10 protein-coding genes are annotated in these 11,923 nt (G+C 73.0%); 3 read left to right on the forward strand and 7 right to left on the reverse strand.

Annotated features, from left to right (window positions below):
- Positions 1–91 precede the first annotated feature (91 nt).
- Positions 92–1,489, forward strand: a complete 1,398-nt coding sequence (locus ACZ6Q9_RS21955) for a hypothetical protein (RefSeq protein WP_396830901.1) — start codon at positions 92–94, stop codon at positions 1,487–1,489.
- Between the two features lie 111 nt (positions 1,490–1,600).
- On the opposite strand, the gene ACZ6Q9_RS21960 is transcribed toward ACZ6Q9_RS21955, so the two are convergent.
- The 3 genes from ACZ6Q9_RS21960 to ACZ6Q9_RS21970 all read right to left on the reverse strand — a co-directional run bounded on the left by ACZ6Q9_RS21960 (position 1,601) and on the right by ACZ6Q9_RS21970 (position 4,775).
- Positions 1,601–2,131, reverse strand: a complete 531-nt coding sequence (locus ACZ6Q9_RS21960; protein WP_393267332.1) for an SRPBCC family protein — start codon at positions 2,129–2,131, stop codon at positions 1,601–1,603.
- Between the two features lie 87 nt (positions 2,132–2,218).
- Complete coding sequence (locus tag ACZ6Q9_RS21965) at positions 2,219–3,565, reverse strand: N-acetylmuramoyl-L-alanine amidase (RefSeq protein ID WP_466021425.1); 1,347 nt, start codon at positions 3,563–3,565, stop codon at positions 2,219–2,221.
- Positions 3,566–3,794: 229 nt separating this feature from the next.
- Entirely contained in the window at positions 3,795–4,775 is a 981-nt protein-coding gene (locus ACZ6Q9_RS21970) for a DMT family transporter (RefSeq protein ID WP_396830903.1), read from the reverse strand.
- Between the two features lie 25 nt (positions 4,776–4,800).
- On the opposite strand from ACZ6Q9_RS21970, the gene ACZ6Q9_RS21975 reads away from it, so the two are divergent.
- Positions 4,801–6,207, forward strand: a complete 1,407-nt coding sequence (locus ACZ6Q9_RS21975) for a PLP-dependent aminotransferase family protein (protein WP_396830905.1) — start codon at positions 4,801–4,803, stop codon at positions 6,205–6,207.
- Positions 6,208–6,279: 72 nt separating this feature from the next.
- Here ACZ6Q9_RS21975 and ACZ6Q9_RS21980 read toward each other — a convergent pair whose 3' ends face one another.
- The 3 genes from ACZ6Q9_RS21980 to ACZ6Q9_RS21990 form a co-directional block, all read right to left on the reverse strand.
- Complete coding sequence (locus tag ACZ6Q9_RS21980) at positions 6,280–6,732, reverse strand: hypothetical protein (protein ID WP_393267343.1); 453 nt, start codon at positions 6,730–6,732, stop codon at positions 6,280–6,282.
- A 58-nt stretch (positions 6,733–6,790) separates the two neighbouring features.
- Positions 6,791–8,827 carry a polymorphic toxin-type HINT domain-containing protein gene (locus tag ACZ6Q9_RS21985; RefSeq protein ID WP_396830907.1) on the reverse strand — a complete coding sequence of 679 codons (2,037 nt, stop codon included), beginning with the start codon at positions 8,825–8,827 and terminating at the stop codon, positions 6,791–6,793.
- Between the two features lie 87 nt (positions 8,828–8,914).
- A complete protein-coding gene (locus ACZ6Q9_RS21990) occupies positions 8,915–9,445 on the reverse strand; it encodes a LysE family translocator (protein ID WP_393267349.1) in 531 nt (176 codons plus the stop codon).
- Positions 9,446–9,476: 31 nt separating this feature from the next.
- Between ACZ6Q9_RS21990 and ACZ6Q9_RS21995 the strand changes: the two genes are divergently transcribed.
- Complete coding sequence (locus ACZ6Q9_RS21995) at positions 9,477–11,144, forward strand: glycoside hydrolase family 10-like protein (RefSeq protein WP_396830908.1); 1,668 nt, start codon at positions 9,477–9,479, stop codon at positions 11,142–11,144.
- Between the two features lie 89 nt (positions 11,145–11,233).
- Here the strand turns inward: ACZ6Q9_RS21995 and rpsD are convergent, their stop codons facing one another.
- Positions 11,234–11,830 carry a 30S ribosomal protein S4 gene (rpsD, locus tag ACZ6Q9_RS22000; protein ID WP_396830909.1) on the reverse strand — a complete coding sequence of 199 codons (597 nt, stop codon included), beginning with the start codon at positions 11,828–11,830 and terminating at the stop codon, positions 11,234–11,236.
- Between the last annotated feature and the right edge of the window lie 93 nt (positions 11,831–11,923).

An 11,923-nucleotide genomic window follows, 5' to 3' on the forward strand; every position in this document is an offset into this window, starting at 1 on the left:
GGGCGCCGCCCTTGTACCGTCTTGGAACTGGTCCGCCGCAGTCGCGTCGGGAACGGTGGTATCAAGGACCGACGTCAGCCAAGGAGGGGCAGTGCGGAGTTTCGCCCGTACGTTCGTCGGCAACCTCGTGCTCTTCACCGTCTTTGGGGTGGCGGGGCCGATCCTGCTGGTCTGCGGCGCCCTGGGCGTCACCGATGCCGGCGAGGGCGAACGGGGTGTCCCGCTGGCCTTCCTCCTCGTCGGGCTGGGGTTCACCCTCGCGATCCTCGTCAGCGCGTTCCTCTTCACCCGCAGGCACCACCCGGTCATCACCGACCGCGACCGCGTGTCCAGGGCGTATCAGTGGGACGACGACACCCTCGCCATGTGGACTCCCCGCGCCCGGATCCCCATCCAGGGCGGTCGGCTGGCCACGGCCGAGGTGCGCGAGGCGGCACTCGTGTCGTACGGCGACGACTGGGAGGCGACGTACCAGTCCTACGGCGACCTCGACCCCGACGAGCCGAAGCCGCGCATCCGGCTCGGGCTGCGGGTCCAACCTGACGGCGGCGAGCCGTTCGAGTCGACGCACACGTGGCGGGTGCCGTCCCTGTGCCTGGGGGCCGTCACCGCGGGGCGACTCGTCGCCGTCGTCCATCCCGACATCCCCGAGGAGTTCGGCATCGACTGGCCGCGCAGCGCCCTGCTGTCGGGCGCCAGGACGTGCAGGCTGCTCGGTCTCGACGGGCGGCACGTCGAGCTGACCGGTCGCCCGGATCTCCTCCTGGAGCTGTGGCGGATCACCGGCACCGGGACCGCGGGCCGGATCACCATGGACGGCGACACGATCGACCTGCGCCGCGTCGATCCCGCCATGGCGACGCAGCTCCAGAACCTGGTCGAGCGGGCCGCCGGCGGGTGGCCGGCGCCCGAGCCGGTGCCGGACGGGCAGGCCAGGTGGGTGGTCGACCATTTGCCCGCGGAGAAAGGGGCGTTCGGCGGCGTGGACCGCCGGTGGGCCCGCCACGGCGGGCACCTCGTCCGTGGCCGGTTCCTGGAACTGCGGGGCACGAAGACCTTCCAGTACGCCGGCCCGGTGCTGGAGACCGTCCTGCGTGTCTTTCCCGCCGACGGCACCGCCCCGATCGACCTCGGGAAGAAACTGACGGTGCCGATGGCCTACCTCGCGCTGCTGCACCGCACGAAGCAGCTCGTCGTGCGGGTCGGCCCCGACCGCCGGTCGTACGAGATCGACTGGGCGCGCACCACCCTCGCCGTCGGGGCGCGCCCGGCCGTCGTGATCGGACCCGACGGTCGCCGGTTCGACCTGACCGGCCGGTTCGACGCCCTGCTGGCGATCATGCGGCTGCTCGTGGCCAACCGGGTGAGTGTCTCCGGCAACGTCCTGGATCTCCGTGACCGCCGCCCCTCCGCTGTGGCGGGGCAGGTCATGGACGTGGTCCGTGCGCGTCCCGACCGGAATTCGCATCTGGACTTCCCGGTGCCGTAGAGCGGGGCCGCACCCGCTGTGCCATCAGTGCGGCCCGCCCACCACCGCGGTGTTGCTCGACGTCGCCGAGGGCTCGAACCCGGTGATGGCCGGGCCGCGTCGTCGGAATGGTCAGCGCGGCTGCTCGGCGAGGCCCTGGATGCCCTGCAACGTGGCGGTCATGGCGTCCCGCAGGGCGGCCCGTCGGTGCTCGATGATCTGCTCCTCGTTCTCGGGGGCCCGGTCGATGACCAGGCTCACCCCGCTGCGGCCGGGGCCGATCCGGACGGACTGGACCAGCCGGCAGCCGTCACCCTCGGGAGCGAGCCGGAACTGCCAGGCGGCGGCCGGGCGCCGCAGGTCGGCGGGGCCGCCACCGAAGCGGTTGTCCGGGTCGAGCACCACCCAGCCGAAGACCTGCGGCTCGTCGAACCGCACGACGTGCGAGATGGTCCGCCACTCGCCCAGCGCGGGATGGTGGTTGTGCCCCTCGAACCGGGCGCCGAGCGCCGGCCCCCGGCTGCCGTCCAGCCATCGGACCCGGCGCAGCTCCGTACTGAACCGCGTGGGCAGCTCGATGTCGGTGACCAGCTCCCACACCCGGGCCGGATCGGCCGCCAGGCGCAGGTCGCACTCCACCGTCGGGCCATCGACGTAGCGCACGGCGCCCTCCCTTGTGTCCTTCGGCTCTCCAGATCCTCTCACCGCGGGCACGTCGGCGAGGGGCCGCGCGGGTCCGGCGCCGGGAGGTCAGCACCGTGGCACGTTGGGGATGAAGCCGTCGTGGCCGGTCAGGACGTAGGCGTCCGAGACGTACCTGTTGGTGCCGATCCGGTTCCAGACGTTGGTGGTGCCGTAGGTGCCGGTGACGGTGGTGCCGACGGCCTGGCAGTAGATGCTGACCGTCGTGCCGTCGGCGACGGATCCGACGATGGCGTAGCCGGCGCCGGGCCCCGAGCGGACGTTGAGGCCGGCCCCTCCGGTGTTCACCGTGCCGGAGCCGACGCCGGTCTTCCCGTTCACCAACTCCATGTAGTAGGTCCAGTTCCAGTGCGGGCCCGGGTCGGTGTGGGTGGCCCCCGGCACCTCGTTGTGGCCGATGATGTGTGCCCGGTCCTTGGGGATGCCGTACTTGTTGGCCAGGTTGCGGGTCAGGGCCGCGGACGCCCGGTACATCGCGTCGGTGAACCAGGCGGGGTTGTCGACGTAGCCCTCGTGTTCGATGCCGATGGACTGGGTGTTGTAGGTCCAGTTGCCGGCGTGCCAGGCGATGTCCTTCTCGCGCACGGACTGGGTGACCGCGCCGTCGGACGAGCGGAACGTGTAGTGCGCGCTGGCCTTGGCGGCCGGGTTCTGGAACCAGCTGATCGATCCGGCGTAGCTGCCCTGCGTGACGTGGATGACGACGTACCTGACGGGGTGGCTGCCGGGCCGGCTGGCCACGGTGTAGTTGCTGGGGCTGGCCGGCGCCCACGCGGCCGGTCCGTAGTCGGTGCTGAGGGTTCCGACCCCGTCCGCCGCCTGGGCGAGCACGCCTCGCTGCGGCGCGACCGGACGGCCGGGAACGGCCAACGCTTCGGGCTGTGCCGTCTCGAAGCCGGTTCGGAGCAGGTCGTAGACGGCGTCGGCGTAGAGCCGGGCGACCGCCGGGGTGCTTGCCCCGCCGTAGCGCGCGACCGAGCCGTACCACCTGTTGACGTCCTGGCGCTCGACGGCGGTCAGGCCGGCCTGGTCGGCGTAGGAGCGCAGGACGGCGGCGGCGCCAGCGACGTTCGCGGTCGGGTCGGCGCGTAGCGTGTCCCGGTCGAGCCGGGTCAGCCGGGCCGCCTCGTCCAGGGTGTGCAGGTTCGGGTTGCTGACCAGGTGCATGAGGCCGTAGCCGCCCGCCGCGCTCGGTCTGCCGCCATGCCCGTCGAGGCGCGTCTCGGCGTGGCCGAGGGCGAGGAGCAGATCGCGGGGAACGTCGTACCGTCGTGCGGCGGTGTCGAACGCGGTGGCCAACCGGCTTGATGCGGCCGAGCCCCGGTCCGGGTCGGCTGATGCCGGCGAAGCCGCCAGGACTGACTCACCGGACAGGACCAGAGTCGCGGCGAGCATGGCGCCGAGTAGCCCGTGCGTACGCCGTGAGGCGCGTCGACCAGTCACCTTCCACCCCTATTTGTGATAGATGGAGCTCGATGGATGGCTCGTAACATACCCCGCAGCCGACGGCGGTGTAAACGGTTTGCGGTGCCGGGCTTTCGGGGCGGCGGAATCCTTCATCGGCGGCGCGCCCGGCCGGCCCGCGCGCCGCCCTGCCGGGCGCGCCAGGTGGCGCCGGTGCGCATCAGGACGGATCCGGCGACGGGTGGGCTGCCGACGCCACGACGGGTCTCGCGCCGGAACCGCCCGGCTCGCCCGTCGGCGAAGGAGCAGCGATTCGTGTTCCGGTGCGGGAGCGCTGGGTCAGGACGACGCAGGCGAGCACCACGAACGCCGCGGCGACCGAGGCCGGAGCGACGGCCTCGCCGACCAGCAGCGCCGACCAGGTCAGGGTGAGGACGGGCTGGGCGAGCTGGATCTGTCCGACCTGCGCGATGCCGCCGCGGGCGAGGCCCGCGTACCAGGCGAAGAAGCCCAGGAACATGGAGACCGCGGTGAGGTAACCGAACCCTGCCCAGGCGGCGGCGCCGGCGTGCGGTCGGTGGATCGTGGTGGCCACAGCCGTGACGGGCAGGGTGACGGGCAGCGACAGCAGCAGTGCCCAGCAGATCGTGCGGGCACCGCCCAGTTCGCGGGCGAGCAAACCGCCCTCGGCGTATCCGAGGCCGCACAGCACGACCGCCGCGAGCAGGTACAGATCCGCGAGGGACAGGGCGCCGCTGACCGTGCCGCTGACGATGAGGAAGGCCAGGACCGCCAGCAGCCCGCCGATGCTCGCGACCCAGAACAGCGGCGGCGGACGCTCTCCGGCGCGCAGCACCGCGAACATCGCGGTCATGGCCGGCAGCACGGCGACGACGACCGCGCCGTGCGCGGAGGTCTGCGTCGTCAGGGCCAGCGAGGTGAACAACGGAAAGCTGACGACGACACCGAGCGCGACGATCGACAGGCGCCGCCACTGACCTCGGCTGGGCCGCGGCGCGCCGGTGGATCTCAGGTACGCCCATGCCAGCAGCGCCGCGCCGACGGCCCGGCCGAAGGCGACGAACCAGGGGTCCAGCTCCTGCACGGCGACTCGGGTCATGGGCAGCGACATGCTGAAGGCCAGCACGCCCAGCGCTCCGAGGGCGAGCCCGACGGTGCGATCCGCTGTTACCGTGCTCACGGCAGTAGCGCTACTCTTGTCCTTCATGGGCAACGGTAACGCAGCCGAGCGTGTCATCCAAGATCTGCGCGCGCTCGTCGCCAGGGCCGACCCGGGGGACCGGCTGCCGTCGGTACGCGAGCTGACCGCGCGCCACCAGGCCTCCCCGGTGACGGTCACCGAGGCGATCCGGCAGCTCGCCGCAGAGGGACTGGTCGAGGCGCGATCAGGGCGGGGCACCTTCGTGGCCGCCGCGCCCACGCGGCAGCCCGGGGCGGACCTGTCCTGGCAGACCGTGGCCCTCGGCCCTCGCCCACGCGGCGAGGAGGACATGCAGGCGTTACTGGCGCTACCGCCCTCGGACGCGATACCGCTGTCCGGCGGCTACCTGGACCCGGATCTTCAACCGGCCGCCGCGCTCGGTGCCGCGCTGGCCCGAGCCGCCCGACAGCCCGCGTCGTGGCAACGCGGCCCGGCCGAGGGACGCGAGGACCTGCGCGCCTGGTTCGCCCGCGCGGCCGGAGGCGGGCTGAGCGCCGGCGACATGGTGATCTGCCCGGGCGGACAGGCCGCGCTGTCCTCCGCGCTCCGCGCGCTCGCCGCCCCCGGTGACACCCTGCTCGTCGAGTCGCCGACCTACCTGGGCGCGCTGGCCACGGCCCGCGCCGCCGGACTGCGGGTGGTGCCCGTCCCCGCGGACGCCGACGGCGTACGGCCCGACCAACTGGCCGCCGCGTTCACCCGCACCGGCGCGCGGTTGTTCTACTGCCAACCGCTGTACGCCAACCCCACCGGCGCGACCCTGGCGGCCCACCGCCGCGCCGAGGTCTGCGCCGCCGTACGCGACGCCGGGGCGTTCCTGATCGAGGACGACTACGCCCGGGACCTCGCCATCGACGGCGAGGCCACACCTCCACTGGCCGCCGACGACCCCGACGGACACGTCGTCTACCTGCGCTCCCTGACCAAGTCCGCCGCGCCCGGGCTCCGTGTCGCGGCGATCGGCGCCCGTGGCCCGGCCGGCGCCCGCCTGCGGGCAGGCCGACTGCTCGACGACTTCTTCGTGGCCGGCCCCCTGCAGCAGGCCACGATCGAGTTCGTCACCTCCCCGGCGTGGGCGCGTCACCACCGCACCGTGCGCGCCGCGTTGCAGGCGCGGCGCGCGGCACTGCTGGCCGCGCTGCGGCGGCACCTGCCCCCACTCGCCCCGCAGGTGGTTCCGCGGGGCGGCCTGCACCTGTGGGCCCGCCTGCCCGACGGCACCGACGACGTCGCGCTGGCCGCCGCCGCGGCCCACGAGGGCGTCGTGGTCTTCCCCGGGCGGCCGTGGTACGCCGCCGAACCCCCGGCACCACACCTGCGCCTCACCTACGCGGCCGCGCCACCCGACCTCATGGACGAGGCCGTCCGCAGGCTCTCCCGCGCGCTGGCGAGCCGGACGGCAGCTGCCTGACGCGTCCGGCCGGCGATCCCGTTCCCAGGCCCACAGCGGTCGGTCCACGCCGGCAGGACTCCCCGAGCATCCTCACGGCCGGTCCAACTCGGGCAGGGGCAGGATCCGGGCCAGGAACGCCCGCAGGTCCCGTTCCTGGTGCCGCTGGGCCCACTCCATCAGGCGGGAGACCTCCGCCTGATACAGCCGGCCGAGCTCGCCGAGCGTGGACACGCAACTCGCCTCGACGGCTCCGCCCTCGTCCAGGTCGGCGTCGTGCACCGCGAACACGGCGACGCCGTCCGGCCGGGGAACGAGCTTCACGAAATAGGCGCCTTCCCAGAAGTAGAAATCCGCCTCCTCGCCGCCGGCGGCCTCCCGGATCGCGGCCCGCAGCGAGCCGAGGAACGACAGCGGAGAGTCGGCCCAGTGCCGTTCGGGAAAGTCGTGGCCGTCGATGGTGATCCAGGTCTGGCCGTGCAGGTGGAGTTCGGGTGCACGTGCGTCGACCCGCAGGCTGTCCAACGGAATGTTGATCGCGAACATGCTCCGAGCCTCTGTCAACGAGCCGGCGGCCGGCGGCTTCGGCCGGAGCGCGACGGATTCACTGCGGGTAGATCGATCTCATCCGGCCGCCGCCACGGGGAATCTGGAACCGCACTTTCCTGCCGTCGACCACGGCGGTCGCCTGGACCATTCGTGTCTCAGGATCGTAGCCGACCACGCGCGGGTTGTTCCGCAACGCCGCCCGGGCGATGGACTCCAGTTCCGCGTCGGTGATCTTCGCCGGCCACAGGTCCTTGCCGCTGGTCACCCCGGCACCGCCCAGGACGTGGTTCCGCCGTACGTGCGCGATGTCGAGCCCCTCGTAGGAGTTGGGAACCTTGATCCCCTTCAGCGCCTTCGCGCCACGTTTCATCGCGCAGTTGTGCACCAGGACAGGCGTGTCTCCGGCCAGCACGTAGAAGGTGTGGACGTTGGCGACGGTGAGGTTGTGGACGGTCAGGTTCCGCTGGTAGGCGCGCGTACCGGTGACGCGGACCGGGCGGGAGCCTGGCGGGCCGGCGAGGGCCGCGCCGGGGCGTAGGTCGCCGGCGTCGATCCAGGCCCGCCGGTCGGGGTTCCAGAACGGGTGGCCGGCCGTCGCGGTGACGGTGCCGGTCTGCCGGCCGTCGGTGACGGTGAGCTGGTCGAGGTGTTTCGGGCCGCCGCCGGTGATCTGGGCGAGCACGGGCTCGCCGGTGGTGCGGCCGGTGACCGGATCGGTTGCGCGGACCCGGACGCCCGGGGTGACCCGTTCGATCGGGCGGGCGCTGCCGTCGGCGAGCAGGACGAGGGTGCCGGGGACGAAGCTGTTGGGCGTCGGGCATTCCGTGGAGTTGCGCTGCTGCCGCTGCCGTTCGAGCAGCCGGTCCACCTCGACCTTGGTGACGGCCTGTGCGATCACCTCGGCGCGGGCATGTGAGCGGACGGTGTAGGTGACCGACCGGCCGGTGGCCCTGGACTCCGCCTTGGCCCTGGCCCGCTTCTCGGCGTCGACGGCGGCCCACACCGGGCCGGCCTCCGGGGCCGAGCAGGACTGCTGACCGGAGACGGTGTTCCCGGTGAGCGGAAGGGTCCTCGGAGGGCTGCTGCAGCCGCCGGCCCGCCGCCCCTCGATGTCCATGGTGACCGTCATGCTGACGGTGATCTGGCCGGCGGTGATGCGGGTCGCGGCGTCGGTGGACAGCGTTCCGGTGAAGCTCTGCCGGACGTGGCAGCCACTGGGCCTGCACTTTAGGGTGCCGTCGCCTTCCAGAGCGAAGTCGACGTCCGCGTCCTCGGCGCCGGCCAGTTGCGCGGTCTCGGCCGCGAGGGTGTCGTACATCTGCTCGGCCTGGCCGTCGGAGAGCGGAGCGATGTCCAGACTGTCGAAAGCCGCGGCGTCGGACGGGGCTTCGTCCTGACCGGTCGGCTGCGGTTGACCCGACCGTGGCGTCTCGGTGCCCGGCTCCAACCGCAGTACGCGGTACGGTGGGTCCTTGGCCACCAGGAGGGTGCCCGCCGCCGTGTCGGCCCGCAACGCCGGCACCCCGTCCACCGAGAGGGCCGGCAGGTCCGGGTCCTCGGGCGCGGGCAGCCTGGGCAGCGCGTCCAGGGCCTCCGACAGTTGATCAGCAAGCGCGCCAGGGGAGACGAGCTGTTCGGACATCGGGCCGAGCAGCCGCCTCGTGTAGCCGCCGGTCCGCCACCGGGCCCACCGCCCGTTGCTCGTCTCGTAGCCGTAGACCCGTCCACCGACCCGGAGCACCTTCAGATCCATGTTCAGGTCCGGCACGCTGACGGTGCCGTACTGCTCCCCGTGGGCGGTGACCGTGATGTCCCGCCGCGTCTGCTTGCCAGTGAACGCCGCGTCCGTCGCGGCACCCGTGTAACGCACTCCGCGGGCGTTCCCGAGGCTGGCCACCGCCTGGTCGAAGGGCTCCCGATTGCGTTCGGGCGTCGGCAGGTTCAGCCATACGACGAGGCCGGCGACCAGGGCGAGCACCAGGCCGGCGCAGCCGAACAGCAGTGCCTTCCGCCGTCGACCCGGTGACGCCGACGACACCGCGCCATCCGGCGGCCGCTCGTTGCTCTGCTGCGGGTCTCCCGGCTCGGTCATGTGTCCGTCCTCCACCGTGCAACACGACAGTCATCTATGTCTATGTGTGCAAGCTAGTCGACGCCGGCAAGGGAAGATCTCCGATGGTCAGGTGCCGACCGCCACCGCGGTGCCGAGGCCGAGCATGGTGACGCCGGCCGCCGCCTGCAGGAAGCGCTGCACGGCTGGGCTCTTGGCTCGGGCACGGCCCTTGTCGACGGTCCAGGCGTACAGGCAGAACCAGGTGCCGGAGACGGTGGCCCAGACGGCGCCGAGGGCGATCGAGGAGGCCAGCACCGGGCCGTCGGCGGTGACGAACTGCGGGATGAGGGACACCGCGACCACGCCGGCCTTGGGGTTGCGAGGCTGGTCGCCACACCGATCGCGAAGCTCCTGCGGCCGCCGGTGCCGCCGCCGGTGCCGCCTCCGGCGGTGCCGGAGGTCGGGTTCAGGTAGCCGCGCCGCAGCCGGAACCGCCCGCTTCGTCTCCCTCGCCGCGGTTGCGTGCCTCGGCTCAGGTCCGTGGCTCCCCGCTCCACTGGTTGAGCAGTCGATGTTCGTCCGACCCCGGCAGGTATCGCGGCACAGGGCCGGCAGCCGGCATTGTCCGATCGTCACGTAAGGGGCGGACTGGTTCACCCGGCGGGCAGCAACTGGGCAGACTGGGGCGATGCCCGTCGTTGCTCCGCCCGTTTCCCCCGCCCACCGTCGTCGTACCCACGCGCTGGTCGCGGTGGTCGCCGCGCTCGCCGTAGCGGCCGCGGCCGGTGCCTGGTCGCTGCGGGACCCGGATGCCGGCGGCGGCGCATCGGCGCCGGGTGACGCGTCCGCCATCGCTGCGGCGCCTGGCACCGGCCCGAGGGACGGCACCCCGACCTGCGCCGGCCGGGCGGCCCGGGCGCCCCGAGAGTTGCGCGGCATGTGGATCACGACGGTGAACAACATCGACTGGCCGAGCCGGCGCGGGCTGCCGGCCGAGACGGTGCGGGCGGAGTTCCGGGGCTGGCTGGACCTGGCCGTGCGGCGCAACCACAACGCGGTCTTCGTGCACGTGCGGCCGAGCGGGGACGCGCTCTGGCCGTCGGAGTACGCGCCGTGGTCGGAGTGGCTGACGGGGCGGCGCGACGGCCGCGACCCGGGCTGGGACCCGATGGAGTTCATGGTCACCGAGGCGCACGCCCGCAACCTGGAGTTCCACGCCTGGTTCAACCCGTACCGGGGCGGGCAGCCGGCCACGGTGGGCGGACCCGGCCCCCGGCTGGACCGGCTCGCGCCGACCCACCCGCTGCGCCGGCACCCGGACTGGGTGGTGACCTATCCCAGCGCCGACAAGCCCGGTAGCCGCCTCTACTTCAACCCGGGCATCCCCGAGGCGCGCACCTTCGTCGAGGACTCGATGTTGGAGGCGGTGCGGCGGTACGACGTCGACGGGGTGCACTTCGACGACTTCTTCTACCCCTATCCCGAGGCTGGGCAGGACTTCCCCGACGACGCGGCGTTCGCCCGGTACGGCGGGCGGTCCGCGGACAAGCACGACTGGCGCCGGGACAACGTGAACACCCTCGTGCGGGAGATGAGCGAGCGGATCAAGGTGATCAAGCCGTGGGTGAAGTTCGGCATCAGCCCGTTCGGCATCTGGCGGAACAAGCGCACCGACCCGGCCGGCTCCGCGACAGCCGGGCTGCAGAGCTACGACGACATCTACGCCGACACCCGACTCTGGGTGCGGGAGCAGTGGCTGGACTACGTCGTGCCGCAGCTCTACTGGCACATCGGGTTCGACAGGGCCGACTACGCCACGCTGCTGCCGTGGTGGGCGGCCATGGTGAAGGGCACCCGCGTGCAGCTCTACATCGGCCAGGCCGACTACCGGGTGGGCGAGCGCGGCGCCTGGCGCGACCCGGCCGAGCTGGACCGCCAGCTCGCCCTCAACCGGCGGCACGGGGTGAGCGGGAGCGTGCACTTCAGCGCCCGGCAGGTGCGCGCCGACAAGCTCGGGGCGGTCAGCCGGTACAGCGGGGCGCACTACGCCGGCCCGGCACTCGTGCCCGCGATGGCGCACCTACCAGCGGCACCGCCGGCCGCCCCCACGGTCACCGGCGCGCGCCGTCACGGCGACGGCGAGGTGGCGCTGACCTGGCGCGGGGACGGGGCCGCGAGCTTCGCCGTCTACCGGGTGGACGGCGATGCGGCCCGGCTCGTCGGCACCGTCCGGGGTACGGGCTGGGTCGACCGCACCGCCCCGACCGACCGTTCGCTCTCCTACTGCGTGTCCGGGCTGGATCGCAGCGGAAACGAGGGCCGACTCAGCGTGCCGGTGTCCGTCGCCGCACCGTGAGAGCCTGTCCGTCCTGCGGTGCTGTGGCCGCTGCCTGACCGACCGCGCCTCGTGGTCCACGTGCCGGGGCCGGTGTGGTGTGGGCTGACCTAGTCGGACCGGACGGTGAGCGGGACGCCGCGCAGGTCGGGCACCTCCTGCCGGCGCGGCTCCCGGGTCAGCGTCGCGGTGAATTCCTCCGGCCGGACGTCCAGGTACGGCGGGGACTCGACGTCGCGGAACCCGCCTGCGGCGACCACAGCCGGTGTGGGGCACTGCCGCTCCGGGCGTACCTGAATTATCTGTCCCGGTCGCACCAGGTACGAGGGACGGTTGACCTTGCCGCCGTCCAGGGTGAACGTGTTGTGCTCGACCAGGCTGCGGGCCTCGCCGACGGTCCGGGCGAAGCCGGCGCGGTGTACCAGCGCGTCCAGTCGCTGCTCCAACTGCCCGGCCAGGTTCTCCGCCGCGTCGCCGGGCTGCCCGGCGGCCGTCACCAGAGCCCGCACCAGTTGCCGCTCCCGCAGGTCGTACGCGGCCCGGATCTGCCGCCGCTCCGCGTCGGGCAGTCGGTAGCCGCGCGGGGCTCGGCGCGGCCCGCCCCGGACACCGATCGGATGCCGCTGCCGGCGCAGTCGGTAGCCATGCGCCGGCTTCAGCGGCACGTCGTCGGTCGGCGCGATGTTGACCTTGGAGCGGAGCGTCATGGTGCCTCCCTGGCTGTCGTGGGTCACCACTCTGTCCCGCACCGGGGTGAGCACACCCCACCCGGTCCGGGTGATCCGCCCCGTGCAGCGGCG

The organism is Micromonospora sp. NPDC049139, assembly GCF_055586845.1.

Bases quoted from the DNA above. Each gene is read 5' to 3' on its own strand.
- ACZ6Q9_RS21965 (WP_466021425.1), bottom strand. From the start codon at position 3,565: ATGCTCGCCGCGACTCTGGTCCTGTCCGGTGAGTCAGTCCTGGCGGCT.
- ACZ6Q9_RS21975 (WP_396830905.1), top strand. From the start codon at position 4,801: ATGGGCAACGGTAACGCAGCCGAGCGTGTCATCCAAGATCTGCGCGCG.
- ACZ6Q9_RS21980 (WP_393267343.1), bottom strand. From the start codon at position 6,732: ATGTTCGCGATCAACATTCCGTTGGACAGCCTGCGGGTCGACGCACGT.
- ACZ6Q9_RS21985 (WP_396830907.1), bottom strand. From the start codon at position 8,827: ATGACCGAGCCGGGAGACCCGCAGCAGAGCAACGAGCGGCCGCCGGAT.
- ACZ6Q9_RS21995 (WP_396830908.1), top strand. From the start codon at position 9,477: ATGCCCGTCGTTGCTCCGCCCGTTTCCCCCGCCCACCGTCGTCGTACC.
- rpsD (WP_396830909.1), bottom strand. From the start codon at position 11,830: ATGACGCTCCGCTCCAAGGTCAACATCGCGCCGACCGACGACGTGCCG.